Raw genomic sequence first — 23,198 nt, 5'->3', positions numbered from 1 at the left:
ACCTTGCCGCCCCGGGTCTTGACCGCATGGGCTGGGGGGCGGGCTAGCCGGAAATAGTCCCGGTTGACAATGGCAAAAGCCGACAGCGAGACCACCAGCACCGCTGCAATGACCAGTGAGTGGAATGCAGAAAACCCTGGAATCTGGTTGAGTAGATTGGTGAGCAGTACTGCCAGCAGCAGGCCCAGACCCGAGGCTGCGGTTATTGCGACTGGAATCTCGGGTGGCAGACGTTTAAGCCAGATCTGGGCCTGATCCCAGCGGCGCTCCACCCAGTAGGCCAGCCGTGGCACGACCAGAAAGCCCACCAGCAGGCCCACCACACCCAGGTACAGCCGGTTGAGGCTGGTCAGGCTGCCCAGGGGGCTGGTGTTGATGAGGTTGCTGGCCTCGAGCCAGACCCCTACCTGGTATCCGAGATAGGCAAACAGCGCATATAGAACCCAGTGCATCACACTCATAAAAACTTGCCCACCGCTGCTTCCAGGCTTTTAAACTGGGGGGGGTGCACCAGATGCTTGAAACCGGCCCGCTGCCCTTCGCGCAGGCGGCGCTCGAGGCCCTCCACGCTCCGCAGCTCTCCGGCCAGTCCAACCTCTCCCACCACCGCGACCTGATCCGGAAGGGGACGACCTACCACAGCAGAATACACTGCCAGCCCCACTGCCAGATCCAACCCCGGATCAAAGACCCGCAACCCGCCCGCCAGATTGACATAGAGGTCGAGGTTGCCGAGCGGCAGATTCAACCTTCGCTCCAGTACCGCCAGCACCACATCCACCCGGCGGCTATCCAGCCCTTGCGAGACCCTTCGCGGGGCCGGGAAGGGGGTGCGGGCCGCCAGGGCCTGTACCTCCAGGGCCAGGGCTCGCTCACCCGATAGGCTGAGGGCCACCACCGAGCCGGGTGCACCCACCGGCCTTTCGGCCAGAAATGCTGCCGAAGGGTTGGCGACCTCCTCCATGCCCTCGTGAATCATGGTGAATACGCCCATCTCGCCCACTGGCCCGAAACGGTTTTTGGTGGAGCGCAAGACCCGGAAGTTGCCGGCGGTCTCGAGGTACAGGGTTGCGTCCACCACATGCTCGATGACCTTCGGCCCAGCCACAATGCCTTCCTTGGTGACATGCCCGACCAGCACCGTAGTAATCTGGTGCAGCTTGGCGAAGCGGGTCAGGGCGGCGGTGGCATCGCGCACTGCTACCAGCGAGCCCGGTGAGGCGGCGGTTTCCAGGGTCTGGATGGAGTCCACCACCAGGAAGTCCGGTGGGGCGGCCTCGAGGGTTGCCAGCACTGCATCTAGCTGGGTTTCGCGCAGTAGCTCGAGTTCTCCCGAGATCCCCAGTCGCTGGGCCCGCAAGCGAATCTGCCCCGGCGACTCCTCGCCAGCCAGGTAGATGACCCGTCTGCCCATCCCCAGCATCTTCTGGGCTACCTGCAACAGCATGGTGCTCTTGCCCACCCCCGGCTCGCCGCCCAGCAGCAAGACTTCGCCCGGCACGAAACCTCCCCCCAGCACCCGGTCTAGCTCGCCAATCTGGCTCGAGAACCGGGCCTCTCCGCTCTCGGGCACGTCACTCAACCGGGTGATGGCAGCGGGGTTGGGCAGGGGACGGGGCTGCGAAAGCCCACCCTTGCCCGCCGCCCTGCCTGGCTTGAGTGCGGCTGCCTCCTCTTTGAAGCTATCCCAGGCGCCACAGTTGGGACAGCGGCCCAGCTCCTTGACCGATTTATATCCGCATTCTATGCAACGATATTGAATAGAGGTTCTTGCCATTTAACTGCAAGTTTAGCGAGAATCTGTCCAGGACTAAAGACGCTGGTGCACCTTCCGGCTGCCAGGAGAGGTTCTGGACGGGGAGCCCCTAACCTTTATCGGGAAATTCGCCATCAACCCCTGGGCCACCAACCTCGCTGGTATTTCATGGGCTGCACCACCCTGCCAGTACCTATGGACCCTACCGGGAAGCTGGCCCAGCCAGAGCGGTACGCTGGCATCGGTTAGACTCAGGCAGTATGCAGGCCCTGGCCGTTTTTCGCAGTCTGCGCAATCCCGTTTTTGCCCAGTTGTATGCAGCCCACGCGGTGAGTTTGCTGGGCGATGCCCTGACCTGGGTAGCCCTGGCGTTGCTGGCCTTTGAACTGGTGGGGGAAGGGGCCGGGGTGGTACTGGGTATGGCCCTGACCTTGCGGGTGACAGCCTTTGTGATTTTTTCACCGCTGGGGGGCGCTTTGGCGGACCGTATCAACCGCAAGACGGTGATGGTGGTGGCGGATCTGGCTCGAGTTGCCGTGATTGGTCTGATGTTCTTTGTTACCGAGCCCTGGCAGGTCTATGTGTTGATCTTTTTGCTCAGCATGGGTACTGCCTTCTTCACACCGGCCTTCCAGGCTTCGATCCCGCAGGTAACCGGCCCGAAAGACTATCCGCAGGCCATCGCACTCTCGGGGGCCACCACCGAACTGTTTGGGGTGGTGGGGCCAGCGATTGCCGGCGCCCTGGCTGTACTTTTTGGGGTTCGCCCCTTGTTCTGGATCCACGCTGCCGCATTTCTGATTTCGGCGCTGCTGATTATGACCCTCGCGACTCGACTATATGTAGATAAACCCGACGGCAAGCACAGCACCTGGGCTGATATAAAACTAGGAACGTTCCGCCTGTGGTCAGACCAACCCGTGCGTTATGCCCTGCTGCTAGAGCTGGTAGCGGCCATCTCGGGGGCCTGGATTCTGGTCAATACGGTGGTGCAGGTGCGCGGACAGCTCGAGTACGGCGAGGCAGCTTTTGGCTGGGTGATGGCCGTGTTTGGGATCGGCGCAACGCTGGCGGCCCTGGCTCTGGGTGCACTGGACAAGCGCCTGCCCCGTACAACCTTTATTTTGATTGGGGCGGCCCTTACCACCGTAGCCATTGCACCCGCCAACATGGTCGCCCTGGCCCCCCTGATGATGCTGTGGTTTGTAGCGGGAATTGGACAGAACTGGGTTAACCTGCCTGCCCTGACCCTGATTGCCGACCGTATTCCCGAGGCTTTGCAGGGGCGGGTCTACGGAGCACATTTCGCCTGGAGTCATCTGTGGTGGGTGTTCAGCTATCCACTCGCAGGGTGGTTGGGAAGTTCACTGCCAGAAAGCTCGTTCTTATGGGGCGGATTGATCGGGCTGGGGTTGCTGGCGGTGGTTTATCTGGGGTTCAGGCCGAGATGACAGCCCCTTACTTGCCCGTCCATGCGCTTGCTGGTAGCCTTGGTTTCATCTATGGATAATCCGGAAATTCCCTTCTGGGAACGTCCCGAAATCGTGGAGCAGTTTGCCGCCCGCCCACCCGATCAGCGCATGATGGAGTTGCTGGGGGATGCGTCCAGGGCCACTCGAGTCCTCGACCTCGGCTGTGCGGGAGGGCGCAACACCGAGTGGCTGGCGCGGGAGGGGTTTGACTTCTACGCATTGGACGACTCCAGGGCGATGCTCGAGAAAACCCGCAGCAGGGTTGAACCTTACGTCGGCAAGGCGGATGCCGGGCACCGGGTGGTAGAGGGGCGGATGGATAACCTGAGCGTTTTTGACCGTGATTTTTTCGACCTCATTATATGTTTTGGGGTCTACCACGCCGCACAGAGCCTCGAGGAATGGCACTGCGCGATTGCCGAGTCAGCACGTATTTTGAAACCAGCAGCGCAACTGCTGATGACCCAGTTCAGCCCGCGCTCCGACCCTACCGGGCAAGGGTTGCAGAGGATTGAGCCACACCTCTTCACAGGCTTTCGCGACGAACGGCGGATGTTGCTGCTGGAGCCGGATGAACTCGATGCCTGGATGGCCCCGTACGGTTTCACCCCTGTCAGGCCCACCTACGATACCACCGCCCCCGCCGATGAAGGGGGTACGCGGGTGGTGGTGAACGCGCTGTACCAGAAAAATGGTTGAGACTGGCCGGGTACGGGGTTAGTCAAGATAATCCACGACACCGGGAAAGCGGAATTACTGTAGCGGGATGGAATCAATCGGCGAACCGCCCTGGTTCGATCTCCCCGCACAGGGCACGCAGAGGGTTTTGTCACCTACCGTGCGGGCCTTGCTCCGGGCTACCATCTCACCGCAGGCTTCACAACAGGTGTAGACGGGCGATCCATTGCGACGCGGCAGAAGAGCAGGGGGCTGGGTGAACTGGTATAAGCTTTCCAGCGGCGCATCCAGAATCGCCCTGGCCCGGGCGTTTTGCAACTGCCAGAAGCGCTTTTTGTCCTCTGGGGTCATGGTACGCTCACGCATCTTTTGCCACAATGCCAGGTGTTCGTCGCTCAGGGGGCCGCCCGCATCCGGCTTCGAGACGATGCGGATGGTTTTGCCATTGGCGCGGCTGGTGAAGGTATAGGCGTTCTTGCCATAGTCCAGGTGCATCAGGGTGCCGCGCCCAAAGGTGCAGCCCACCAGAAGCTGAATAGCATCCACCGCACACATATCGGTCTCGACCTGGGCTGCCACCTCCCACTCCTCGGTGCAGCGCCCAACCTCGAGCAGGGCGATTTCGGCAGCCCGAATGCCCATGGCCAGCCCAGGGCACAGATGCCCATGAAAGGCCACCGCTTGCTCCACCATTTCTTCGGAAATGACCGGGGTTCCTGCTACCATAGATGCCTCCATTGTAAGGTTACTGCCTTTTACGCTGCGATAAGCGCCTGTCACACTAATCGCTTCTCCCGAGTCGTAGTTTGGGATTGCTCAGGCGTTGCAGGTGGTCAGAGAGCAAGCTCAGCGCGAACAGCGTCAGAGCCAGTGCTGCACCGGGGGCTGCCACCAGCCACCAGGCCTGCCTCAGGTAGGGTTGCGCGTCCTGCAGCATGCCGCCCCAGCTGGGCCGACTCACATCGCCCAGGCCCAGGAAGGAAAGGCTGGCCTCGAGCATAATCGCTCCCTCGAGCCTGAAGGGCAGCAGTGCCAGCAGCGCGGGCCAGGCCAGCGGGAGCATGTGCCTGAGGGCCACTCGAGCCTCGCTCATCCCCAGCGCCCTGGCCCCCAGCACGAACTCCTCCTCCCGGATCGAGACCAGCCGGCTGCGGAGCACCCTGGCCAGTCCCGTCCAGCCCGTCAGCCCGATCACCAGCGCCACCTGCCAGATGCCCGCCCCGATCAAAGTGATCACCAGCAGGGCCAGCAGCAGCCCTGGCACCGTATCTACCAGCTCCGCCAGACGCATCAACAATTCATCTATCCAGCCCCCTACTGTTCCAGATATCAGCCCTACCAGACCTCCCAAAACCAGTGCAATTAGGGTTGCCAGCCCACCCACCAGCAGCGAAGTCCGCGCCCCGTGAATCAGACGGCTCCACACATCGCGTCCCAGCTGGTCGGTTCCCAGCAGATATTCTCCGCCCGGTGCGGCCAGCGCAGGACCGCCGGTGCGCCAGGGGTCTTGTGGGGCCAGGAGACTGGGGATGAGGCCCGCGACGAGGAGCAGGCCGAGAATCAGCCCAACAAAAAACAACTCCCCGCCGAGGCGGTTTCTAGCCCTGGGCTTTCTGATGGTGGTACTTTTTTCCCTAACCATACCGAACCCTCGGGTCTAGCCCCGCAACCGCAATATCTGCAATAAGGTTGGCCAGAATTACCCCGATCGCGCCGACTAGAATGACCCCGATAACCAGTGGGTAATCCCTGGCCAGGGTGGACTCCACAGCCAGCCGTCCCAGACCAGGCCAGGCGAAAACCGTTTCGGTAATTACTGCTCCGCCGACCCAGTGTCCGCTCGAGAGTGCCAGCAGGGTGATGGGTGCGGGCAGGGCGTTGCGCAGGACGTGCTTGGTGTGCACCATTCGCTCGTTCAAGCCTTTAGCCCGGGCGGTGGTCACAAAGTCCTGCCCCATCACTTCCAGGGCCTGGGCCCGGGTGATGCGAGCAATTGCCGCCAGCGGTTGCAGCCCCAGGGTGAGGGCGGGCAGGATCAGGTGGGCCAGTAGATCGAGCAAGCGCGGAAACCCCTCGGGGGTGCCGCGCACCGAGAACATCCCGTTGGTAGGCAGCAGCCCCAGGTAGAGTGCGAAGAGCAGAATCAGCAGTTGCCCTAGCAGAAAGGGCGGCAGGCCGGTGCCTAGCAGGATGCCCAGGAAAGCGCTGCGCTCGAGGCGCGGGTGGCTCAGACTTAGTTTTGCCAGCCACAACCCCAGCGGTATGCCCAGCCCGGCTGCGATCCACAGTGCAGCCCCGGCCAGGATGGCGCTGGCCGGTATACGCTCTAAAATGGCGTCCAGCACGGGCCGTCCCTGTGCGATGGACTGCCCCAGATTGCCCTGGAGCAGCGAGGAGATATAGGCCCCAAAACGCTCCCACAGCGGCTGATCGAGGCCGTAGCGTTCCCGCAGGGTCTGCACCAGGCCGGGGTCGGAGCTGTCGGCCAGCAAGTAGATCACCGGGTCGCCCGGAGCCAGGCTCACCAGCAGAAAGTTCAGCGCGGCAATTCCCAGCAGCAGTGGAATCACCAGCAGAATCCGACGGGTCGCGTAGGTAAGCATTCTGGTTAAGCGCAATCTGGCTTGATGGTGGAGTGGGTGCAGCGAAGCGAGTTCCGGGCCACTCACCTTCGCCAGGCAACCCGTATCTTGCCCCTCCACCCGACCTCCCGCCATGGGGGAGGAGATTTGGGGCTGCACTTTATGAACTCAGGGGCGAACACCGGTTAGCCCCACCTTAGTTCCCACCTACCGTCGCATTCTCAAATGCATTGCTGCGCCAGATCTGGATCCCCTGCACGGCGGTGCGGTAGCCCCGGTAACCCTCGGTCTCGACCAGCCAGAAATAGGGCAGATCACGGGCCACGGCTTGTTGTAGCTGCCGGTACAGGGCGATACGGCGCTCGTTGTCCACGGTCTGCACGGCCCGATCGAGTAGCGCGTCCACCAGCGGATTCACATATAGCGAGCCGTTGCTAAAGGCAATGGGGCCGATGTTTCTGGAGGTCAGTAAGCGCTTTACCCCAATGTCGGGGTCGGGGCCGCCACACAGCGAGGCCACTCCCAGGTCGAAGTCTTTTCTGATATAGACCTTGTCCACGGCAGCATTAAAGTCGAGCGGCTCGAGCACCAGGTCAATCCCCACCTGGCGCAATTGATCTTTAAGCACGTCGCCCAAACTACCGAAATTGCCCGGTGCAAAGGTAAAACGAATCTGGAAGCGCACCCCACCGGCTCTGCGCGGAAAGCCAGCAGCATCCAGCAGCTGGTTGGCCCGCTCCACATCAAAGGCATAGGTGGGGATGTTGGGATCGAAGAACGGCAGCGTCGAGGCGATGGGTCCCCGTGCCACCCGGCCCTGGCCAAAGTGGATCCGCTCGAGGATGAACTCGCGGTTGATGGCGTGGTAAAACGCCTGGCGTACCCTGGGGTTTCTGAAGTACGGGTTGCGCAGGTTGGGTACCAGCGTGTTCACGCAGTACGAGCCACCCGCGCCGGCCGGGTTGCGCTCGAGTCGTACGGTCTGTACCTGGCGCAAGCGGGCGATATCGGCGCCGCCGACACCCCACAAGTAGTCAATTTCGCCGCGTTCCAGGGCGGCTGCGGCTGCCGAGGTACTGGGGATAAAGCGGTACACGACCCTATCCAACCTGGGAAAGCCCTGCCGCCAGTAGTTTTCGTTTTTAAGCAGCACCGCCTGTTGCCCCCGCTGCCATTCGCCAAATCTGAATGGCCCGGTGCCGATCGGGCGCTGGTTGACGGGATTATTGAGGGGGTCGGAGCCCTGGTAGAGGTGGCGGGGGAGGATGGGGGCTTCGATGTTGTCCAGACGGCGCAGCAGCGGAGCGTAGGGATTGGCGAAGCGGAAGACCACCGTACTGGCGTTGGGGGTTTCAATTCGCGTAAGCGCACCCTCCAGACCAGCCCGGGTGCGTGCATGGAATTTGAGCAAGACCTCCTCGAAGGTAAACTTCACGTCTGCTGCGCTAAAGGGCTGCCCATCGTGCCAGCGCACCCCCTGGCGCAGGAAGAACACATAGGTTTTGCCGTTGTCGCGCACCTCCCAGCGCTCGGCCAACTCGGGCACCGGATTGGCATTTGCATCCAGTCCCACCAGCCCGTTGAAAATGGAGCCTGCTACTGTGTTGACGTTGCCTGCTGTGGTGATGGCGGGGTTCAGGTGGGGTGGCTCGTTGGTGGTAGCGGCTACCAGCACCCGGTTTTGGGCCAATGCTATTCCCAGTAACACAGCCAGACCTAAACAAAAAACTCGCTTCATGCCGCCTCCCTATTAGCCAGCTTATGTAAGCCGTTCCATCATACTAAATCTGCGCGTGAGTGGAGCTAAACCCGCCCCTCGCTTGCCACGCCGCAGGGTGTGCTCGAGGGCCGGTAGGAGGTTGGTGTCACCAAAAAGTAGCGTACCCTTTGGGGGAACCCTGATTTTAGCCGAGGTAAATAAACTCGGCGCTTCCTTCGGAGACTTCGCGCAGCACTTTGGCCAGGTATTTGAACTCGAAGCGGGGGTGAACCAGGTGTTCCTTGGTCAGAACGTGCCGCTGGGCCGAGACCGGACAGAGCGTAACCTTTATCTCTGGAGTGTCCATCACCGCTTGCATGTGTTCGCGCAGAGGCGAGTCGCTGGGTAGAGCGGCAAACTCCTGGGTGCGGGCAAACAGCACCGCCTCACCGGCCAGGCGCACCTCGGCAGGCAGTCCCTCGGCGTGGGCAGTTTTAGCAAACCGAAAGGCCCGTGTTGCCTGGCTGGGGTTCGCCGGGCCGCTGGTCACAAAGAAGATCAACTTCTTGAGGCTCACTGGCCTACCTCTCTGAGCAGGGTGGTGTCGAGCAACTGGGCCAGGGTGACCCCTCTGGGGGCGTATCCCAGGCGATGCAGTACGGCCATCAACTCGGCCATTGCGGCCAGGTCGGCCTGAGCGATGCGCCAGTCGTAGATCATATCTTGTAAGGCTTTTTGCATGACCTCAACCCCACCGATCGGGCCTCTGGGGGTGTCTATAGGGCGAGGAATGAAGGCCGCGGCCAGGATGCGGGCCGAGTCGGCAGGGTTGGAGCGTACGAACTCCGCCGCCTTGCGCTGGGCGCGAACCAGTGCCAGAGCCTGGCCCCGGTTGCGCTGCAGCCAGGGCTGGTTGACAGCCAGCACCGAGCCGACCTGATTACTCCAGACTTTGCTGAAGTCGAGCACTCGTCGAACCGGCAACGAGAACTCAGCAATGGTGGCCCAGGGTTGCGGGAACACGGCTGCTTCGAAGCGCCGGGTTGCCAGACCGCCAACCAGGGTGGGGGGAGGGGAGGGGATAAGGTTTAGATCGGTGGCCCTGAGCCGGAACCGGGGCATCACTTTGCCTCTAAACAGCACCTCGGGGGTGCTGCCCACTGGAGGCGTACCCAGGTTGCGCCCCCGGAGCATTTCCGGGCTGGTAATGCCGCTATCCTCTCGAGCCAGAATTAGAATGTCGGGGTGGGCTGCCTTGGCAATTACCCGGATGGGCGCCCCTCGCGCCGCCCACACATACGCGGCTGGAAACCCGGTCTGGGCCGCCTCGAGCTGGCCTGCCGCCAGAGCGGCCATCAGGGGCTGGAGGTCGTTGAAGGGAATGAGTTCGACCTCGAGGTTCCCCTCCTTGTAAAAACCCCTATCCTGTGCAATCAGTGCCAGACCCATGGGCAGCACGGTCAGGTAGCCCATACGCACTTTCTGCGCAGTAGCCGAACCCAGCAGAAACACCAGCAATAGCAGTGCCACTCTCCACATGATTTACTACCTCCTGTGCACCCCGTCTCGAGACGGGATGCCCAACTGTGCCAGCACATCCCGTCTTAACTTGATGAAAGCGGTTTCGTCACGGTTACGGGGATGGGACAGGGGAATGCTCAAATCGGTTAGAATGCGCCCAGGGCGGGGAGTTAAGATCATGACCCGGTTAGCCAGGTAGACGGCTTCGTCCACATCGTGCGTGACCATCACCACCCCAAAGCCCAACTCCTGCCACAGCTCATGCAGAACCTGCTGTAAGCCCAGACGGGTCAGCGCGTCGAGCGAGCCGAAGGGTTCGTCTAGCAGCAGCAGCCGGGGCTGCACGGCGAGCACCTGGGCCAGGGAAGCGCGCTGGGCCATTCCCCCGGAAACCTGGTGGGGATAGTATTCCTCGAAACCCGCCAACCCCAGCCGGGCCAGCCAGCTGCGGGCCTCCTGGCGGGCCTGCAAACGGGGTTTTCGGGCCAGTTCCAGCCCCATTGCCACGTTGGCCTCGAGGGTTAGCCAGGGGTACAGCACGCGATCCTGCAACACCAGGGCCCGTTCTGAACTGGGTTGACGCACTGGCGTCTGATTAAAGCACACCAGCCCTGTTGTGGGCATATCCAGCCCCGCAATTAAGCGCAGCAAGGTGGATTTGCCACAGCCCGAAGGCCCCACCACGGCAATGAACTCGCCTTCGGCGCAGTGGAACGAGATTTCCTGCAGGGCGGTCAAGGTACCGAAATGCTTCCCTGCCGACCGAAGCTCCAGGCTCACCGGTACCTCCAGGCCAGCAAGCGACGCTTGAGCGGCTCCAGCAGGAGCCAGTCCAGCACTACGGTTAGCAACCCAATCACACAAATCCCGATCAGAACCGTGACCATGTCGCCCAGTTGCCCTGCGAGCTGGATGTTACCTCCCAGGCCCCGCGCTGCACCTGCCAGCATCTCGACAGCAATTAAGGAGCGCCAGGCGTTGCCAAAGCCAATCTCGAGCCCCGTGAGCAGTGCGGGTAGCGCCGCAGGTAGATACACCCTTCGCACCACCTGCCAGCGGCCTGCCCCCAGCACCCGGGCCAGATCCAGCCAGCGCGGCTCGATCTGCTCCAGAGCGTTCAGCCCTGCAATCGCCAGTGGAAACAAGGCTGCCAGGGTCACCACAATTACGATGGGTAACGCGCCAAACCCAAACCACAACAGCAGTAGCGGAAACCACGCTATCGGCGGAACCGACTGCAACAGCGCCATCAGCGCGCGAAAATAGCCCCGCAGTGCGGGGAAAGCCGCCCCCAGAAAGAGCATTCCCACTGCCAGAGCTGCTGCGGATGCCAGCGCGGTAAACAGCCGCCCCAAACTGGTGAATAGGGTATTCCAGAAAGCGCCCTCCGATATGGCCTCGGGCATCTGGCTCAACACCCGCGCGGGATCCGGTAATAGAAATGCCGGCAGACTCCATGCGGCCAACTGCCACAACGACAACAACGTGCCAACCGCTAACACATACGGCCAGATGCGCATGGTAGCGTGGCCGGTTCTTTTGGGTGCGGAGGAGGCCGAAGACGCAGATTGCATAAATATTAGTAAGCTAATAAATACCGCATATCAAGAACAGTTGCAACCTTGACAGCTACACCCCCCACCAAAAGCCAGTTTTTCGGCCCTTAACAACCGCCGGATTAGTTCTAATTCCTCCTGGTGTGCGTAGGGCAGCACCTCGGGCACCAGCGCCACCAGGGCGGCCAGATGCTTGAAGCTGGGATACTCCACGCCGCTCTCCCAAAACGAGACCGTGGCCTGGGAGATCTCGAGTTTGCGGGCCAGGTTCTCCTGGCTCCAGCCGTGCTCTTTGCGCGAACGTTGCAGGGCTCTGGCAAAAGCGGTCATAAGGTTCCTCAGCGGTTTGGTCAGTTGATTTTTATCCAACCCAGGCTTTGTGAGAGTCTCGCAGGTCGGGTCGAGGGTCGAGCGTTCCGATGAGCTGTGCCCAGTGAAGATTTCTGGCTTTGGGCCTTCACCTTTTTGCATTCGCTGTGCACAGGGGAGCAGGTATGGTGAAAACTTCAGGCGCTTCACGACCGATTCTTGGCTTTGTCCAACCAGGCCTGGGCCTGCTGTTGGATGCTATCCGCACAGTTGCACCCCTCCCCGCAGCCACAGCCTTCGCCTTCCTTTCCAGCACCCAGAAAACGAATCATGGTGCTGACCACCAGGGCTTCGGCCTGCTCGAGGGCGGCCCTGGCCTCCGGTGTAAGGTTCGGCTGCATCTCCCGCGCATCCCGCAGGAAGTTGGTTGCCAGCATCAGGCGGCCTGCCCCCAGGCCCATCTCGGTCTCGTAGTATTCGACCAGCGGGGCTATGGTCTTGATCTTTTCCTCTGCTATGGCTCCTACACCATGCTCGAGTACGGAAATCATTCCCCCACCTCCTCAGCCCTCAACAGGCTCGTCAGCAGTTCCGTCAGACGCGCTTCCGCGATGGGCAGCGCGTTCTCAGCCTCCGGCGACATCCCGATGCCCAGATCAATTGCGGCGGGCACACAGCCTACAATGTAGGCCCTGGGCGGTAACGTATCCAGCGCTTTGGCCATCGCCATCGCGCGGCCTGGCTCGGCGTAGTGCAGGTCGGCCAGCATGTCCCGCTTGAGCCGGGGGGGCAGGGTGCGGGGGTCGGTCACGTCGGCCTGCAAGACCCGCACCTGGCCTGGGGTTTGGCCCTGCACTGCATCCAGAATCACCACCGCCCGGTAGCCGCAGAACAGTTCCTGTACGAAGTGCATCCCACCGATACCTGCGTCGAACAACCTGACCCTGGGCGACAGATTCGGGTTATCTTGCAGCCGCTCCAGAAGCCGAACCCCGAAAGCATCGTCGCGGTGCAGCAGGTTGCCGAAGCCCGCCACCAGGATCATCTCGAGAACAACTCCCGCGCCCGCAGGTCGGTTGCCAGCAAAACCCGACTGCCCTGGACGCTCACCGGGTAAATCCGCAGCGAGGCTCCCTCCACTCCGTCCACCCGCCGTCCGTTTCGTGCATCGTAGGCGCAGTTCTGCCAGGTGCACACCAGCACGTTGCCCGAGAGCTTGGCATCCGAGAGCGGCATCTTGCAGCCGGGACAGGTGCAGTCGAAGGCGTTGACTTCCACACCCAACCGCACCAGAATTACCTCTTTATTGCCTGTGAACACCGGGGTCACGCGGCCCTCGAGCAAGTCCGAAAGCTCGGCAACCTGCGTAAAGACCGGGGTTTGCACAGCAGCAGGCGCACCTGCGCCCGCCATCGGGAGTTCGATTAGACCGGTAACCGGCTCTTCTGGTAGGGGCTCGTGAACCACCAGCCCCTTGAAGCCGGGCAGGCTGTTGTACAGCGCAACTTCTATACCGTTTTTGAGCGTCGCCGCCGAGGCCGCGCAGGTCTTGCAGGAGCCCTGCAGCCGGACGTGCACCATGCCATTCTCGACGGCCAGCACCTCGACCTCGCCCCCGTGCGACTGCATGTAGGGGCGCACCAGCTCGAGGGCCTGCTCGGCCAGCGAAGCCTGGTCGAGGGGGTTCTGGTTGTAGAGGGTGAAGAGCAGGTTCACCGCCGGGTCTAACAGCACCTCGTCCAGAATCCCTGCCTGGGCCAGCCGCTCGCCCAGCCGCTCCAGGCCCACGCGGTGGATGTAGTCGGTGATTTGCAGCACCGCGAAGATCTCCTCGCGCACCTGCGGGAAGGGCAGGGCTTCAAGATTTTGAATCCGCGCACTCAGCTCGGCCACCAGTTCGTCCAGCGAGACTTCCGCAGCCATGGCTACTTCATCCAATCGGGCTTTCGGTTGTGGTGCTGGCAGTTCTCGGGGCCATTAATCATGCAGTCCTCGCAGTCGGGGCCGCAGGCGCCGTGGGCCGAGTGGGTCAGTTCGGCGAAGGCATCGTTGAAGCGTCGCCCGCCCTCTTTGTGGCCGAGTTCGGTGAGCTGTACGGCGGCCTCGCCCGCGCCCAGCAGCAGGCCCTCGAGCTTCATCATCTCGAAGACCTTCCCGATCTGCTCCGGCGCAGCCCCCACCAGCACCGAGACCTGCTGCGCGGTGGCAGTCTCGCCCAGGTTCTCGCCCTTGAGCCAGTAGAGCACCTGCAAAATCTCGTCGCGCAGCCGCAGTTGTTCCAGCGTCATTAGTGTACCTCCACTTTGCGCGGGGAGAAGGGGCGTTGTAGTCCGAACCGGGCGTGCTCCTCCACCAGTTCGGCAGGCAATTCGCCTTCAACAAAAGCCCGCACAATCGCTTCCACCCTGGGGTACAGTGCCTGCACCTGGGGCGTAAGCCCGTCGGGGCCGCTGGCCTCCACCGGTTCAATCTCCAAAACCCAGGTTTCCCCGGGCAGGGCGTTGAACTGCTTGGCGATCACCAGCAGCAGTTCAATTGCAATCACCCCCGAGCCTGCTTCGTTCATGTACTCCTGGAACACATCCATGGTCTTGGGCAGCTCGGGGTCGGCGCGGTAAAGCCGCAGCGTCCCCGGCTTGCGGCCCCTGGCCTCGGAGGCCACGAACAGCGCCCGCTGGTACTGATCGTCCTGAAGCTGGAACATCATCGGAATGGCACCGAAGCTGTAGTCGGCCACGGTGACGTGCGGGGGCCACTCGAGCCTCCCCAGCCGGTCACAGAACTCCGGCCCCGCCGAGCGGTCGCGCCAGAAGCGGTGACCGACCCCGGCGATCAGGGTTCTGGCCTGTGGCATGGAGCCATTATAAACCCTCGGTACAAATGGCAGCTTTTAGACTTTTGCTTTGGAGGTCAACCACTTCAAAGCGTCTTTGATGCTCAATACCTTGATCGGCGGGTTCCTGGGCATGATGGCCTGGTAAACGTGCTTTGGGTTCTCCGTCACCAGCAGGTTGGCCCCGGCTTTGATGGCAATTCCGATCATCCAGTCGTCGTCGGGGTCGGGCGAGACCTTGTTCTGCCGGGTTGAAGGTACCAAATTTCCCCTGTTTTCCAGCAAATTGAGCAGCGCGGCAAAGTCGTCCTCCGAGATGCTTGCCCTGCCCTCCTCGTTGATGACGTTGACCGTCTCTTTCGGCTCAGCGATTTGGAGTTTTGAGGTGAATAAGGTCAGGCGTTTTTGCAGCCACAGATTCAATAGCTTACTGCTCCCACCGGTGGGTGAGAGCAGTGCGCGAATGTAAATGTTGGTGTCGAGAACGGCCTTAGGCCGGGTCATTTCCCGCGGCTCCGCACCTTTGCCAATGCCGTGTCTGCTATGCGCCCCGCCTCGCGCTCGGACAGCCCCCCCTTGCGCTGGGTGAATCGCGTTTCGGCTTCGGCAGCGGTCATCGAATCCGCCTCGAGCTGCACCCTTTTTTGGTAAGCTTTGCCAGCCCGATGTTTTCGCACGGCCTCGTCGACAAGCCGGTTTGCCTCTTTCTCGCTAAGGCGTTTTTGGGCTTTTCTGGACACAGCAGGCACAAACTTGAGCACGTAGTCATCGGGGGTGAGCCCCTCACCCGGCTGGCCTCGGCAATGCGCCTGAGGGCTTCCTCGCTCAGTTTTGGCAGACGCGCAGCCATAGTCTCAATGTAGCAGTCGGCGAGCCCTTTTCAGGACGAGGAAGCTAGTCAAGTGATCGTGCCAGAAACGATGATCTACCCCGGCGATCAGGGTTTGGGGTGGAGCATATGCTATCCTCGAGACATGGCAACTGCGGTTAGAGCCAAGAAAACCAGGAAGCCAGAGGGTGCCGGAGCTATGCTGCTGGCCATCGCGGCGCGGGCCAGGAAGATCCCCTCCGCGGAGTTGCAACAGGCTCCTACCGATGGTGCGACCAACCACGACCACTACCTCTACGGGAGCCGCAAAAAGAGGTGAGAGCGGTTTTCGTGGATACAGGCTACCGGATAGCCCTGATCAACAAAAGGGACAGCCTGCACCTCAAAGCCTTTGCAGTTACCGCCCAGCTCGGGCAGTTCGCCATAATCACCACCGACTTGGTTCTGGTAGAGACCCTTAACTATTTCGCAGAGCGTGGTCAAGCCCTGCGGGAGGAGGCGGTATACCCGGCCCAGCAATTGATTGCCGACCCCTACACCGAACTGGTAGTCACCGGCAAGCTCCACCTCGTCAACGGGCTTGCGCTATACCGCAAGCGCAAAGATCAGGGCTACAGCCTCACCGACTGCGTGAGCATCGGCGTGATGCGGGATCGGGGTCTCTCCGAAGCGCTGGCCTACGACTCACATTTCCTGACTGAGGGTTTTGTCCCGTTGCTCAGACAATCCTAAAGATCAGTTGTCTGAGGGCAAAGCCCCTTGGTGATGGTCTAAACTCCACAACCGCAGGTGTTGACTTCCCTCGTAATCACCAGATCGTGCTTGTCCACCATGATGTGGGTGGTGCAGGGCATGCAGGGGTCGAAGCTGCGGATGGCCCGGAGGAGGTCTATGCCGGTGTAGTTGTCGGGCTTGTCGAACTCCTCGAGAATGGGCGTCTTCATCACCGACTCCTCGTAGGGGCTGGGGTGGCCCCAGGGGTCGCGGGGGGCGGCGTTGATGGTGGAGGGGGTGAGGATCTGATAGTTGGTGATGGCCCCGTTGTCGGCCACGATGTGGTGGGTCAGGAAGCCCCGGCCCGCGCCCCAGAAGCCCGCGCCAATATGAGTACCTTTGCGGGGGATTTCAAAGGGAGTCGCCACGTCGGTGTCGCCCTGCTTGAGGCATTCCATCGCCATTAGCCAGTTGTCCATCGCGGCCATTGCGCTAAAGGGGATGCAGTAAGCCCGGGCCAGGTTGCGTTCGAAGGCGTTCCAGACCTGCGGGATGTGCCACTCGAGTACCTGCTCGGGGCGCTTGCCTTCGGGAACCAGAATCTTGAGACTCTGGCCGGTGGGCTCGATAAAGCGGCGGTAGGGGAGCTTGTTGGCGGCGGCGGCGTTCCAGACCCGGGCATACGCACCGGCCTCGCAGGACTGCCTGTCCCAGCGGGGGGTGGTGCTCCAGGAGTAGCGGTCTTTCCAGTTCTGGGGGCCGGGGCGCGGCTTGGTCTCGCGGTTCCAGGGGTGGTTGGGCGAGAGCGGTGCGCCCAGGGGGTCGGTGGGGAAGCGGTTGCCGGCGGCGTCGTGGTAGTAGGAGCGCTCGATGAACTCCTCGAGGCCAATGTTGATGTTTTGCAGGCTGGTGGTAACTTGCTTGCCGCCGATGATGACTCCTGGAACCGACCAGCGGCGGTTGCCCCAGGTCTCGATGTTCTTGTAGCTGGCGTCGTAGGTCTCGGGGTCGTCCCATACCCCCGTGTCAATCAAATTGGCGGGCCGGGTTCCGCACTGCTGGTATTTGGGGTCGGCCTCGTAGAAGAACTGGGTGATGTCCTCCCAGATCGCCACCACCTTCTTGGAGTAGTCGAAAAACTGCTGGAGGCGCTGGTAGACCTCGTTCATCATCTGCAAGCTGACCGTGGCGCTGATGCCGCCGGGCACCACCGTCTCGGGGTGGGGGTATTTACCGCCGATCACCACATAGGCTTCGCGGGCTACGCGGGTCATGTGCAGGGCTTCCAGATACAGGCTCCCGGTGAGCGGGTTCATGTCGGTGAGCAATTCGGCCATGGTGCCGTAGCCGTGGTGCTCGGCGCGGGGGGCCAGGGTCTTGCGGGCCTTGTCCCACAGGCTGGGGTTGGTGGCCCGAATCAGCGACTCCGAATAGTCCGGCCCAGCCAGCAGGAACAGGTGGAGGGGGTGGTCGTAGAGGTACTCGAGCCCCAGCAGCAGGTTGCGCAGCAGGATGCCCAGCCTGGGTGGGCGGATGTCGAAGGCCATCTCGAGGGCCTCCGCGCTCACGGTGGCGTGAACCCCGCCGCATACGCCGCAGGCCCTCGAGGAGATGAAGATCGCGTCTCTGGGGTCGCGCCCCTTCAGGATCACCTCGTAGCCCCGGAAAATCGTTGCCATCGAGTTGGCCGACAGCACGGTGCGGTTCTCCAAGTCCACCACGCTGTGAAAGGCCAGCGCTCCCGCTACGCGGGTCACCGGGTCGTAGTCCACCGACCTGATAAAGCCGTTGCGGGCCAGCAGTTCTTTGAGCCTGTCCTCGTTGGCCCCCAGGTCGGTCACCTGGTAGCCGTAGGGGTCGCGCACGTCATCTTTGAGTCGGGCCCTGCCCGATGCGTCGAACTCGATGGGGAGATATTGAAAACACATGTGACTTCCTCCTACCTGCGCACCAGGCCGCCAATGACCTCGAGAATCTTGCCCAGCCCGGCGTCTACCCGGATCAGCGAACCAGCCACGCCCTGCAACTCGCCCAGGATGGAGGTCAGTTTGGGCTCTAAGGGTTTGGCCTGTCCAGCCACTTTTTCCAGATCATCAGCCACGCCCTCGAGGTGCAGCTTTGCTCGACGCAGCGCCAGCCCGGTGCTGATCACCGCGAGGGCCAGCACCAGCACCACCGCCGCGACCCAAATTATGGTCAGGAGGGCATGAAGGCTCATGACTTACCTCCGGCCCGGCGGGCCAGCAGGGCGGTCAGGGCCTCGGCCCCGGCGGCCACCTCCTTGCCCAGCGCGTTCGCGCCCTTCAGCCCGGCCTCGGTGGTGTCGAGGGCAGGGATGTGGTTCAGGTGTTGCACGATTTGTTGGGTAGAACGGTGGGTGATCCTGGCATAGTACTCGATCTTCCAGGCTGCCCGCCAGATTCGCAGCAACAGCCAGAGCAGGAGCGGAACCGCCAGGTAGGCGATCGCCAGACCGATTCCCCAGACGATATATGCACCTTCCATCAGGCACCTCCCTGCTTCTCGACAGCCTTGAGGGTGCCGACGACCGAGTCTTTGAGGGCTTCAAGCCCACCCGCCAGCCCGCCCAGGCCCTCGTTCAGCCTGGTCGCCTGGGGGCCGAGCGCCGAGACCTCCTTTTCGATGGCAGTCACACCCAGCGCGATGCGCGCCAGGTAGCTGGGGTACGCGCTGCGCCGCCCAATGGTGGAGGGCTCTCGAGAACCGATGGCCTCGAGGGTCTGCGCGATGCGGGTCAGGAAGTAGACCAGCACCCCCGCGAATAGTGCAAAGAGCAAGAGTGTGAGTAGGGCTAAGAAAGTAGTCATACGTTGCGCACTCCGACAAATTCCCGAAATTTGGATCGCTCGAGGCTTAAGCTCCCTCCCCCTTGACGACGCTCTAGCGCTAGGAGGGCTGGGGAGGGGGTGCGAGCGAAGCGAGTTCTGCGTGACGCACGGTCGCTTCGCGCCCGACCCCCCACCCTACCCTCCCCCACAAGGGGGGAGGACTTCATGCTTTCGGCTTGTGGATTTCCGAGCGGAGAAAAGCAGTTGCTCATAGCCTGCCCCCCACCACGCACTGCGGGCAGCCCGGGCAGGTTTCGGCATGCTTGCGGATGCGCTCGAGGTCGCCGTGCAGTCCGGGCACTCCGGCCAGGATTCTGCCCACGAAATGGTTGGTGCGGATAAGGTCGGGAACGTGCACGGTGTTGTTGGCGATACGCTTGCCGCCGTCCCAGATTGCGCCTGCGCCCTTCTCGATGGTTCGGGCTTCCTTCAGGATTGCATTCAGCAGCCAGCCCACAACCCCAACAACGACGAGGCCAATTACCAGGAGAACCAGCCAAGTAATCATGCTCTCCTCCCATCGGGCAGATGGTGTTGGCCGTTGTCGGCCTTCCTGCCAGGGGGATCAACTGCATCGGCGGCCTGGTGGGCCTTGTCGGCAACCCTGGACACCACGCCGTAGCCGGTGTCCAGGAGCTGGTTAAGTTCGGGGATTTTCCACAGCACCTTGGTGCGCTCCTCCACCGCGACCGCCGCGTTCAGGGCGCGAACCGCAGCCGTGCGAATTCCCCTGGCCTCGGTCAGAATCCAGATCAGCAGGGCCGCCACCACGGCCACGATCAGCATCGCAAGGGCAAACCAGATCATAAGCTCAGACCTTTCTGGTACCGGGCTTCTGCGAGCTTCGGTACTGAACAATCTCGTAGAAGAAGCTATAAACCTTGTCCACCGCAGTTTGCGGCGCGACCTCGCCCCAGCCCGAGGGTACGCCGGTCTTCTTCCAGCGCTCGGTCAGATTGGCCTGGCGTTGCGAGAGGCGGCGCAGAGTGGAGACGAAGGTGCCTGAAGCGCGCGAGATCGTCCCCGAAAACTTGGCTCCTGGCGGCTCGGCGTAAAAGGGCGCGAACTTGTCGGGGAAGCCCGGCATGGTGCAGCCAATGCAGATGCCTCCGGCCTTCATGCAGCCGCCCGAATTGTTGATGGCCCCTCGGGAGACGATATTGCACTGCACCACCGGCCCCCAGCAGCCCACCTCTACCAGGCACTCGCGGTCGCCGTACTGTTTGGCAAAAGTGCCCTCCTCGTAGTAGCCCGCCCTTGTACAGCCCCGGTGAACGGTCTCGCGGAACAGCCAGGCCGGGCGGCCCAGCTCATCAAATTCGGGCAGCGGCCCCATACCCTGCAGGAACATGAGCACGGCGGCGATGGTCTCGGTAATGTTGTCGCCCAGCGGTGAACAGCCAGGGATGTTGATAACCGGCAAGCCCAGCACGCTGCGGTAGTCCTTGCCCAGGTAGTCCATCAGCCCCATCGAGTTAGTGGGGTTACCCGCTGCTGCGGGGATGCCGCCCCAGGTAGCGCAGGTGCCAACGGCTATAGCCGCCGCCGCGCCAGGGGCCAGCCGCCTGACCCACTCCATGGTTGGAACCGGTTGGGCTTTCCATACGTCGCCGTCGGAGGTCTCCGCTCCCAGGCCCGACCAGTAGCCGCCGGTGCTGCTGTTGAGCGCCTCGTCGGGCGCAGAGCCCTCGAGCAGAATCACATAAGGTGCGTCCAGCTCACCTTTCCAAGCTTTGTAAAACCACTCCATGAAGTCGTGGCCGGCCTCCACCGCCAGCACCGGGTGGTGCAGGATGATTTTGGGCAAGCCCGGCAGTCGCCCGGTCAGGAGGTCTTCGACCGAGGGCCTGGTAGCTCCCGCGACCCCAATGGTGCAGCCGTCGCAGCTCATGCCCGCCATCCAGAAGGCGTGAACTTCTTTGTACTTCCTGGAGAGGCCGGTCAGTGCGTCCTCGAGTCCCGTCAGGGGGGTCGGACTTCCGGCCTGGCCGCTGCTCATGGGTTCCTTTACCACAGTATCCTCCTAGGCCATCAGCCGATCCAGCATTCCCGCCACCGCCCGCATCGAGGGGGCCTGGGGGTCATAATCGAGCACTGGCCTTCCTTCCAGGTCAGCCGCCGTCACCGTCTCGTCGAAAGGAATGACTGCGATCACCGGGGTCTCGAGGCTCTTGAAATAGCTCAAAACCACTTGCTCTTCCGCAGGGGTGCGCACCTTGTTGGCGACGCCGTAGATTTCCTTTAGGCCCATTTCTCGAGCCAGTTTTATTAATCGCCCCGCAGACTCCAGGGCACGGTAGTAGGGCTCGGTCACCACCAGTAGCTTGTCTACGTGGCGCACGGTGCCGCGCCGCATGTGCTCCAGGGAAGCCTCCATGTCCAGAACCACTGCCTGGTTGGACTCCTCGACCGCAGCCCCCACGATCTCGCGCACCATGCCGTGGCGGCTGCACAGACAACCCTTGCCGGGCTCGTCCACCTCGCCCAGGGCCAGGAGTTGTACCCCGTCCGGCCCAGCCACGGTGTGCTCGGTGAGAATTTGTTGCACCGGCAGGGCCAGCCGGGAAACCCGTCTGCCGTCAACCTCCTCGACCTTCATCAGGCTGGTGGGTAGCAGCGGCCACACCCCGTCATGCTGCACCCCCATAGCCCGTCCGAGGTTGGGATTGGGGTCGCCATCCACCGCTAAAACGCGGCCCAGCCGCCGCCCCGCCAGGCGCGCCAGGGTTCCCGAGATCGTAGTTTTTCCGCTGCCGCCCTTGCCAGAAATAGCGATTCGTTGCATTATATGCCTCCACACTGCCAAAAAGCGGGTTGGGTTGGGGAAGACAGGACGCAACCCGCAAAGCTATTGAATTGCTTCAGGATACCTGGACTAAGTGTGGAATTACAAGGGATGTTTTGACGATACAGGAGTTCTGGACGGGTTATATAAGCTAGCTTATGAAAACGCTAACGGCCTCCCGTGAAGTTTAAGCAACCTTATCGGACTTTTTTGCGAACGCCTCGTCTGGTTCAGGGCCCGGGGGTTCTGGCCATGATCCCGAGCCCCGGTCTGCCTCTCGGGTAGCAGCGGGTTCAGGATTCAATTCCCTTCAGGACTGCGAACTGCACCTCGTCGAACCATTGCTGGGCCTCGAGCCAGAATTTCCTCAGATCTTTAGCAGAAGCCTCCACGCTCAGAATCAGGCGGTGGCTGCCAACCACTGCGATGCGCTCGAGCTTGTTCAGGGGTGCCAGACGGGCATGGAGGGTGATTTCCAGGGAGACCTCGAGCCAGCGCACCCCGTCTCTGGATACTGACTCACGATAATTACAGTTTACGGCCTGGTAATTCTGGGCATATTCAGCCTGCCGCATCCGGGCCCATGCCTCAGGCTGCTGTGGTACTTCCACCTGGCTATCCTCGGCAACAAAAAAAGCGAACTGCCCCGGCACCGTCAGACGGGCCATCACCCGGGTAGTGCGACGGGTGGACTGCTCTTCGAGAGACCACTCCTTGCCCAGCCGTGGGGCAGAGATACGGTGGTTTTGTGAGAAGAAAGCCTCGAGCATCCTTGAGCTAATCTTAGCAACAGGGCAAACGTCCTGTTGCCACCAGAAACCTCTGATGCTAGGCTCTGGTCTGACCATGCATATGGTAAAGTTCAGGATAATTCTAAGGAGGTTGCTGCTGTGTGTCTTGCCATTCCCGGTAAGATCGTTCAATTCCAGGACGAGTTCCGCCACTTCGCTACCGTCGAGGTCTCGGGGGTGCGCCGCCAGGTCAATATGGATTTGCTTTCCCAGGAACAACTCGTGCTGGGAGACTGGGTCTTGATCCATGTGGGGTTTGCTATGAGCAAGATAAGCGAGCAAGAAGCCCACGATCAGCTCAGATTCATGACCATGCTCGGCGAGGCCGAGGCCGCGCTGGAAGAACTGGAAGGCTACCAGTTTGCCGACGAAGCCCCCAAGGATCAGGAGCGAAGTCCCCATGTCGAAAACTGACCTGTTGCTCTACGGTAGTTGCACCCTTGATCAAGATGGCTGCACCACCTGCGGCGACGTGGCGGTGCCGGTGCAGGTCATCACGTTAACCGGCAACGATGCGGTGGTTGAAGACCGCACTGGGCAGCGAGCCACGGTTGCTATTGACTTCTTTCCCGAAGCGAAGGTAGGTGACGCGCTTCTGGTTCACATGGGCGTGGCGATCTCGCGCCTGGAGGAACGGTTATGAAATATGTAGATGAGTTCCGCGACCCCAGACTCATCGAGAAAGCGGCCGAGGAAATCAATCGCCTCGCCGATCCTGGCCGACACTACCGCATCATGGAGGTCTGCGGGGGGCACACCCACTCCATCTACCGCTTCGGCCTGCAAGACCTGCTGCCGCCCAGCATCGAACTCGTCCACGGCCC

31 protein-coding genes and 2 pseudogenes are annotated in these 23,198 nt (G+C 61.8%); 7 read left to right on the top strand and 26 right to left on the bottom strand.

All coding sequences use genetic code 11. The features are described 5' to 3' along the window. Both Q0288_RS17775 and radA read right to left on the bottom strand, forming a co-directional pair. Window positions 1-452 (bottom strand): annotated as a pseudogene (locus tag Q0288_RS17775) (hypothetical protein); the annotation flags it as partial. Between the two features lie 5 nt (window positions 453-457). After that, complete coding sequence (gene radA / locus Q0288_RS17770; RefSeq protein WP_299433699.1) at window positions 458-1,777, bottom strand: DNA repair protein RadA; 1,320 nt, start codon at window positions 1,775-1,777, stop codon at window positions 458-460. A gap of 239 nt (window positions 1,778-2,016) precedes the next feature. On the opposite strand from radA, the gene Q0288_RS17765 reads away from it, so the two are divergent. Together Q0288_RS17765 and Q0288_RS17760 are read left to right on the top strand one after the other, a co-directional pair. Then, window positions 2,017-3,207 (top strand): MFS transporter, encoded by a 1,191-nt coding sequence (locus tag Q0288_RS17765; protein ID WP_299433696.1) that lies wholly within the window; start codon window positions 2,017-2,019, stop codon window positions 3,205-3,207. Between the two features lie 51 nt (window positions 3,208-3,258). After that, entirely contained in the window at window positions 3,259-3,927 is a 669-nt protein-coding gene (locus Q0288_RS17760; protein WP_299433693.1) for a class I SAM-dependent methyltransferase, read from the top strand. Window positions 3,928-3,981: 54 nt separating this feature from the next. Here Q0288_RS17760 and Q0288_RS17755 read toward each other — a convergent pair whose 3' ends face one another. The 15 genes from Q0288_RS17755 to Q0288_RS17685 form a co-directional block, all read right to left on the bottom strand. Beyond that, entirely contained in the window at window positions 3,982-4,632 is a 651-nt protein-coding gene (locus Q0288_RS17755; RefSeq protein WP_299433690.1) for an FmdE family protein, read from the bottom strand. 55 nt (window positions 4,633-4,687) lie between these two features. Continuing rightward, complete coding sequence (locus tag Q0288_RS17750) at window positions 4,688-5,548, bottom strand: ABC transporter permease (RefSeq protein WP_299433688.1); 861 nt, start codon at window positions 5,546-5,548, stop codon at window positions 4,688-4,690. Further along, entirely contained in the window at window positions 5,541-6,509 is a 969-nt protein-coding gene (locus tag Q0288_RS17745) for an ABC transporter permease (protein ID WP_299433686.1), read from the bottom strand. The genes Q0288_RS17750 and Q0288_RS17745 overlap by 8 nt, the downstream gene beginning before the upstream one ends. A 175-nt stretch (window positions 6,510-6,684) precedes the next feature. Continuing rightward, window positions 6,685-8,226, bottom strand: coding sequence for an ABC transporter substrate-binding protein (locus Q0288_RS17740; protein ID WP_299433683.1), 1,542 nt, complete (start codon window positions 8,224-8,226; stop codon window positions 6,685-6,687). A gap of 166 nt (window positions 8,227-8,392) precedes the next feature. Then, window positions 8,393-8,764: a DsrE family protein gene (locus Q0288_RS17735; RefSeq protein WP_299433680.1), complete on the bottom strand. Its 372-nt coding sequence runs from the start codon at window positions 8,762-8,764 to the stop codon at window positions 8,393-8,395. Further along, entirely contained in the window at window positions 8,761-9,726 is a 966-nt protein-coding gene (locus tag Q0288_RS17730) for an ABC transporter substrate-binding protein (RefSeq protein WP_299433677.1), read from the bottom strand. The genes Q0288_RS17735 and Q0288_RS17730 overlap by 4 nt, the downstream gene beginning before the upstream one ends. A 6-nt stretch (window positions 9,727-9,732) precedes the next feature. After that, entirely contained in the window at window positions 9,733-10,488 is a 756-nt protein-coding gene (locus tag Q0288_RS17725) for an ABC transporter ATP-binding protein (RefSeq protein WP_299433674.1), read from the bottom strand. Beyond that, a complete protein-coding gene (locus Q0288_RS17720; RefSeq protein ID WP_299433671.1) occupies window positions 10,485-11,282 on the bottom strand; it encodes an ABC transporter permease in 798 nt (265 codons plus the stop codon). The genes Q0288_RS17725 and Q0288_RS17720 overlap by 4 nt, the downstream gene beginning before the upstream one ends. 30 nt (window positions 11,283-11,312) lie before the next feature. Then, complete coding sequence (locus Q0288_RS17715; RefSeq protein ID WP_299433668.1) at window positions 11,313-11,594, bottom strand: helix-turn-helix transcriptional regulator; 282 nt, start codon at window positions 11,592-11,594, stop codon at window positions 11,313-11,315. Window positions 11,595-11,779: 185 nt separating this feature from the next. Then, on the bottom strand, window positions 11,780-12,124 hold the full coding sequence (locus Q0288_RS17710; RefSeq protein WP_299433665.1) for a hypothetical protein: 345 nt from the start codon (window positions 12,122-12,124) through the stop codon (window positions 11,780-11,782). After that, the gene (locus tag Q0288_RS17705) at window positions 12,121-12,618 is read right to left on the bottom strand and encodes a hydrogenase maturation protease (protein ID WP_299433662.1); all 498 of its coding nucleotides are present in this window, start codon (window positions 12,616-12,618) and stop codon (window positions 12,121-12,123) included. The genes Q0288_RS17710 and Q0288_RS17705 overlap by 4 nt, the downstream gene beginning before the upstream one ends. After that, entirely contained in the window at window positions 12,615-13,496 is an 882-nt protein-coding gene (locus Q0288_RS17700; RefSeq protein WP_299433659.1) for a NifU family protein, read from the bottom strand. Before Q0288_RS17700 ends, Q0288_RS17705 begins: the two co-directional genes overlap by 4 nt. A 2-nt stretch (window positions 13,497-13,498) precedes the next feature. Further along, complete coding sequence (locus Q0288_RS17695) at window positions 13,499-13,861, bottom strand: hypothetical protein (protein ID WP_299433656.1); 363 nt, start codon at window positions 13,859-13,861, stop codon at window positions 13,499-13,501. Continuing rightward, the gene (locus Q0288_RS17690; protein ID WP_299433653.1) at window positions 13,861-14,427 is read right to left on the bottom strand and encodes a hypothetical protein; all 567 of its coding nucleotides are present in this window, start codon (window positions 14,425-14,427) and stop codon (window positions 13,861-13,863) included. Before Q0288_RS17690 ends, Q0288_RS17695 begins: the two co-directional genes overlap by 1 nt. 36 nt (window positions 14,428-14,463) lie before the next feature. Further along, window positions 14,464-14,910, bottom strand: coding sequence for a putative toxin-antitoxin system toxin component, PIN family (locus tag Q0288_RS17685; RefSeq protein ID WP_299433650.1), 447 nt, complete (start codon window positions 14,908-14,910; stop codon window positions 14,464-14,466). A gap of 470 nt (window positions 14,911-15,380) precedes the next feature. On the opposite strand from Q0288_RS17685, the gene Q0288_RS17680 reads away from it, so the two are divergent. Both Q0288_RS17680 and Q0288_RS17675 read left to right on the top strand, forming a co-directional pair. Next, window positions 15,381-15,554, top strand: coding sequence for a hypothetical protein (locus Q0288_RS17680; protein WP_299433647.1), 174 nt, complete (start codon window positions 15,381-15,383; stop codon window positions 15,552-15,554). Next, window positions 15,551-15,967 carry a PIN domain-containing protein gene (locus Q0288_RS17675; protein ID WP_299433644.1) on the top strand — a complete coding sequence of 139 codons (417 nt, stop codon included), beginning with the start codon at window positions 15,551-15,553 and terminating at the stop codon, window positions 15,965-15,967. Before Q0288_RS17680 ends, Q0288_RS17675 begins: the two co-directional genes overlap by 4 nt. Before the next feature lie 38 nt (window positions 15,968-16,005). Here Q0288_RS17675 and Q0288_RS17670 read toward each other — a convergent pair whose 3' ends face one another. The 9 genes from Q0288_RS17670 to Q0288_RS17630 form a co-directional block, all read right to left on the bottom strand. Next, a complete protein-coding gene (locus tag Q0288_RS17670; RefSeq protein WP_299433641.1) occupies window positions 16,006-17,877 on the bottom strand; it encodes a nickel-dependent hydrogenase large subunit in 1,872 nt (623 codons plus the stop codon). A gap of 11 nt (window positions 17,878-17,888) precedes the next feature. Beyond that, a complete protein-coding gene (locus tag Q0288_RS17665; protein ID WP_299433639.1) occupies window positions 17,889-18,167 on the bottom strand; it encodes a hypothetical protein in 279 nt (92 codons plus the stop codon). Next, window positions 18,164-18,454, bottom strand: coding sequence for a hypothetical protein (locus Q0288_RS17660; protein ID WP_299433636.1), 291 nt, complete (start codon window positions 18,452-18,454; stop codon window positions 18,164-18,166). The genes Q0288_RS17665 and Q0288_RS17660 overlap by 4 nt, the downstream gene beginning before the upstream one ends. Next, on the bottom strand, window positions 18,454-18,777 hold the full coding sequence (locus Q0288_RS17655) for a hypothetical protein (RefSeq protein WP_299433633.1): 324 nt from the start codon (window positions 18,775-18,777) through the stop codon (window positions 18,454-18,456). The genes Q0288_RS17660 and Q0288_RS17655 overlap by 1 nt, the downstream gene beginning before the upstream one ends. A 229-nt stretch (window positions 18,778-19,006) precedes the next feature. Beyond that, window positions 19,007-19,306, bottom strand: coding sequence for a hypothetical protein (locus Q0288_RS17650; RefSeq protein ID WP_299433630.1), 300 nt, complete (start codon window positions 19,304-19,306; stop codon window positions 19,007-19,009). After that, window positions 19,303-19,605, bottom strand: coding sequence for a hypothetical protein (locus tag Q0288_RS17645; RefSeq protein ID WP_299433627.1), 303 nt, complete (start codon window positions 19,603-19,605; stop codon window positions 19,303-19,305). Before Q0288_RS17645 ends, Q0288_RS17650 begins: the two co-directional genes overlap by 4 nt. A 4-nt stretch (window positions 19,606-19,609) precedes the next feature. Continuing rightward, entirely contained in the window at window positions 19,610-20,812 is a 1,203-nt protein-coding gene (locus tag Q0288_RS17640; protein WP_299433625.1) for a hypothetical protein, read from the bottom strand. Between the two features lie 9 nt (window positions 20,813-20,821). After that, entirely contained in the window at window positions 20,822-21,583 is a 762-nt protein-coding gene (locus Q0288_RS17635) for an AAA family ATPase (protein ID WP_299433622.1), read from the bottom strand. A 293-nt stretch (window positions 21,584-21,876) separates the two neighbouring features. Then, entirely contained in the window at window positions 21,877-22,353 is a 477-nt protein-coding gene (locus Q0288_RS17630) for a hypothetical protein (RefSeq protein WP_299433619.1), read from the bottom strand. A 120-nt stretch (window positions 22,354-22,473) separates the two neighbouring features. Between Q0288_RS17630 and Q0288_RS17625 the strand changes: the two genes are divergently transcribed. The 3 genes and pseudogenes from Q0288_RS17625 to Q0288_RS17615 form a co-directional block, all read left to right on the top strand. Next, on the top strand, window positions 22,474-22,788 hold the full coding sequence (locus Q0288_RS17625; protein ID WP_299433616.1) for a HypC/HybG/HupF family hydrogenase formation chaperone: 315 nt from the start codon (window positions 22,474-22,476) through the stop codon (window positions 22,786-22,788). Beyond that, window positions 22,775-23,017, top strand: coding sequence for a HypC/HybG/HupF family hydrogenase formation chaperone (locus tag Q0288_RS17620; RefSeq protein WP_299433613.1), 243 nt, complete (start codon window positions 22,775-22,777; stop codon window positions 23,015-23,017). Before Q0288_RS17625 ends, Q0288_RS17620 begins: the two co-directional genes overlap by 14 nt. Continuing rightward, a pseudogene (locus tag Q0288_RS17615) lies at window positions 23,014-23,198 on the top strand (hydrogenase formation protein HypD); the annotation flags it as partial. The gene Q0288_RS17620 and the pseudogene Q0288_RS17615, both read left to right, overlap by 4 nt.

It is taken from the genome of uncultured Meiothermus sp. (assembly GCF_937863175.1).
Classification (GTDB): domain Bacteria; phylum Deinococcota; class Deinococci; order Deinococcales; family Thermaceae; genus Meiothermus.
This window is presented reverse-complemented; position numbering and strand designations above follow the sequence as displayed.

What these genes read in the sequence shown, in the direction of transcription:
- radA (WP_299433699.1), bottom strand. Translation starts at nt 1,777, where the DNA reads ATGGCAAGAACCTCTATTCAATATCGTTGCATAGAATGCGGATATAAA.
- Q0288_RS17765 (WP_299433696.1), top strand. Translation starts at nt 2,017, where the DNA reads ATGCAGGCCCTGGCCGTTTTTCGCAGTCTGCGCAATCCCGTTTTTGCC.
- Q0288_RS17760 (WP_299433693.1), top strand. Translation starts at nt 3,259, where the DNA reads ATGGATAATCCGGAAATTCCCTTCTGGGAACGTCCCGAAATCGTGGAG.
- Q0288_RS17755 (WP_299433690.1), bottom strand. Translation starts at nt 4,632, where the DNA reads ATGGTAGCAGGAACCCCGGTCATTTCCGAAGAAATGGTGGAGCAAGCG.
- Q0288_RS17750 (WP_299433688.1), bottom strand. Translation starts at nt 5,548, where the DNA reads ATGGTTAGGGAAAAAAGTACCACCATCAGAAAGCCCAGGGCTAGAAAC.
- Q0288_RS17745 (WP_299433686.1), bottom strand. Translation starts at nt 6,509, where the DNA reads ATGCTTACCTACGCGACCCGTCGGATTCTGCTGGTGATTCCACTGCTG.
- Q0288_RS17740 (WP_299433683.1), bottom strand. Translation starts at nt 8,226, where the DNA reads ATGAAGCGAGTTTTTTGTTTAGGTCTGGCTGTGTTACTGGGAATAGCA.
- Q0288_RS17730 (WP_299433677.1), bottom strand. Translation starts at nt 9,726, where the DNA reads ATGTGGAGAGTGGCACTGCTATTGCTGGTGTTTCTGCTGGGTTCGGCT.
- Q0288_RS17720 (WP_299433671.1), bottom strand. Translation starts at nt 11,282, where the DNA reads ATGCAATCTGCGTCTTCGGCCTCCTCCGCACCCAAAAGAACCGGCCAC.
- Q0288_RS17715 (WP_299433668.1), bottom strand. Translation starts at nt 11,594, where the DNA reads ATGACCGCTTTTGCCAGAGCCCTGCAACGTTCGCGCAAAGAGCACGGC.
- Q0288_RS17710 (WP_299433665.1), bottom strand. Translation starts at nt 12,124, where the DNA reads ATGATTTCCGTACTCGAGCATGGTGTAGGAGCCATAGCAGAGGAAAAG.
- Q0288_RS17705 (WP_299433662.1), bottom strand. Translation starts at nt 12,618, where the DNA reads ATGATCCTGGTGGCGGGCTTCGGCAACCTGCTGCACCGCGACGATGCT.
- Q0288_RS17700 (WP_299433659.1), bottom strand. Translation starts at nt 13,496, where the DNA reads ATGGCTGCGGAAGTCTCGCTGGACGAACTGGTGGCCGAGCTGAGTGCG.
- Q0288_RS17695 (WP_299433656.1), bottom strand. Translation starts at nt 13,861, where the DNA reads ATGACGCTGGAACAACTGCGGCTGCGCGACGAGATTTTGCAGGTGCTC.
- Q0288_RS17690 (WP_299433653.1), bottom strand. Translation starts at nt 14,427, where the DNA reads ATGCCACAGGCCAGAACCCTGATCGCCGGGGTCGGTCACCGCTTCTGG.
- Q0288_RS17685 (WP_299433650.1), bottom strand. Translation starts at nt 14,910, where the DNA reads ATGACCCGGCCTAAGGCCGTTCTCGACACCAACATTTACATTCGCGCA.
- Q0288_RS17680 (WP_299433647.1), top strand. Translation starts at nt 15,381, where the DNA reads ATGGCAACTGCGGTTAGAGCCAAGAAAACCAGGAAGCCAGAGGGTGCC.
- Q0288_RS17670 (WP_299433641.1), bottom strand. Translation starts at nt 17,877, where the DNA reads ATGTGTTTTCAATATCTCCCCATCGAGTTCGACGCATCGGGCAGGGCC.
- Q0288_RS17665 (WP_299433639.1), bottom strand. Translation starts at nt 18,167, where the DNA reads ATGAGCCTTCATGCCCTCCTGACCATAATTTGGGTCGCGGCGGTGGTG.
- Q0288_RS17660 (WP_299433636.1), bottom strand. Translation starts at nt 18,454, where the DNA reads ATGGAAGGTGCATATATCGTCTGGGGAATCGGTCTGGCGATCGCCTAC.
- Q0288_RS17655 (WP_299433633.1), bottom strand. Translation starts at nt 18,777, where the DNA reads ATGACTACTTTCTTAGCCCTACTCACACTCTTGCTCTTTGCACTATTC.
- Q0288_RS17650 (WP_299433630.1), bottom strand. Translation starts at nt 19,306, where the DNA reads ATGATTACTTGGCTGGTTCTCCTGGTAATTGGCCTCGTCGTTGTTGGG.
- Q0288_RS17645 (WP_299433627.1), bottom strand. Translation starts at nt 19,605, where the DNA reads ATGATCTGGTTTGCCCTTGCGATGCTGATCGTGGCCGTGGTGGCGGCC.
- Q0288_RS17635 (WP_299433622.1), bottom strand. Translation starts at nt 21,583, where the DNA reads ATGCAACGAATCGCTATTTCTGGCAAGGGCGGCAGCGGAAAAACTACG.
- Q0288_RS17630 (WP_299433619.1), bottom strand. Translation starts at nt 22,353, where the DNA reads ATGCTCGAGGCTTTCTTCTCACAAAACCACCGTATCTCTGCCCCACGG.
- Q0288_RS17620 (WP_299433613.1), top strand. Translation starts at nt 22,775, where the DNA reads ATGTCGAAAACTGACCTGTTGCTCTACGGTAGTTGCACCCTTGATCAA.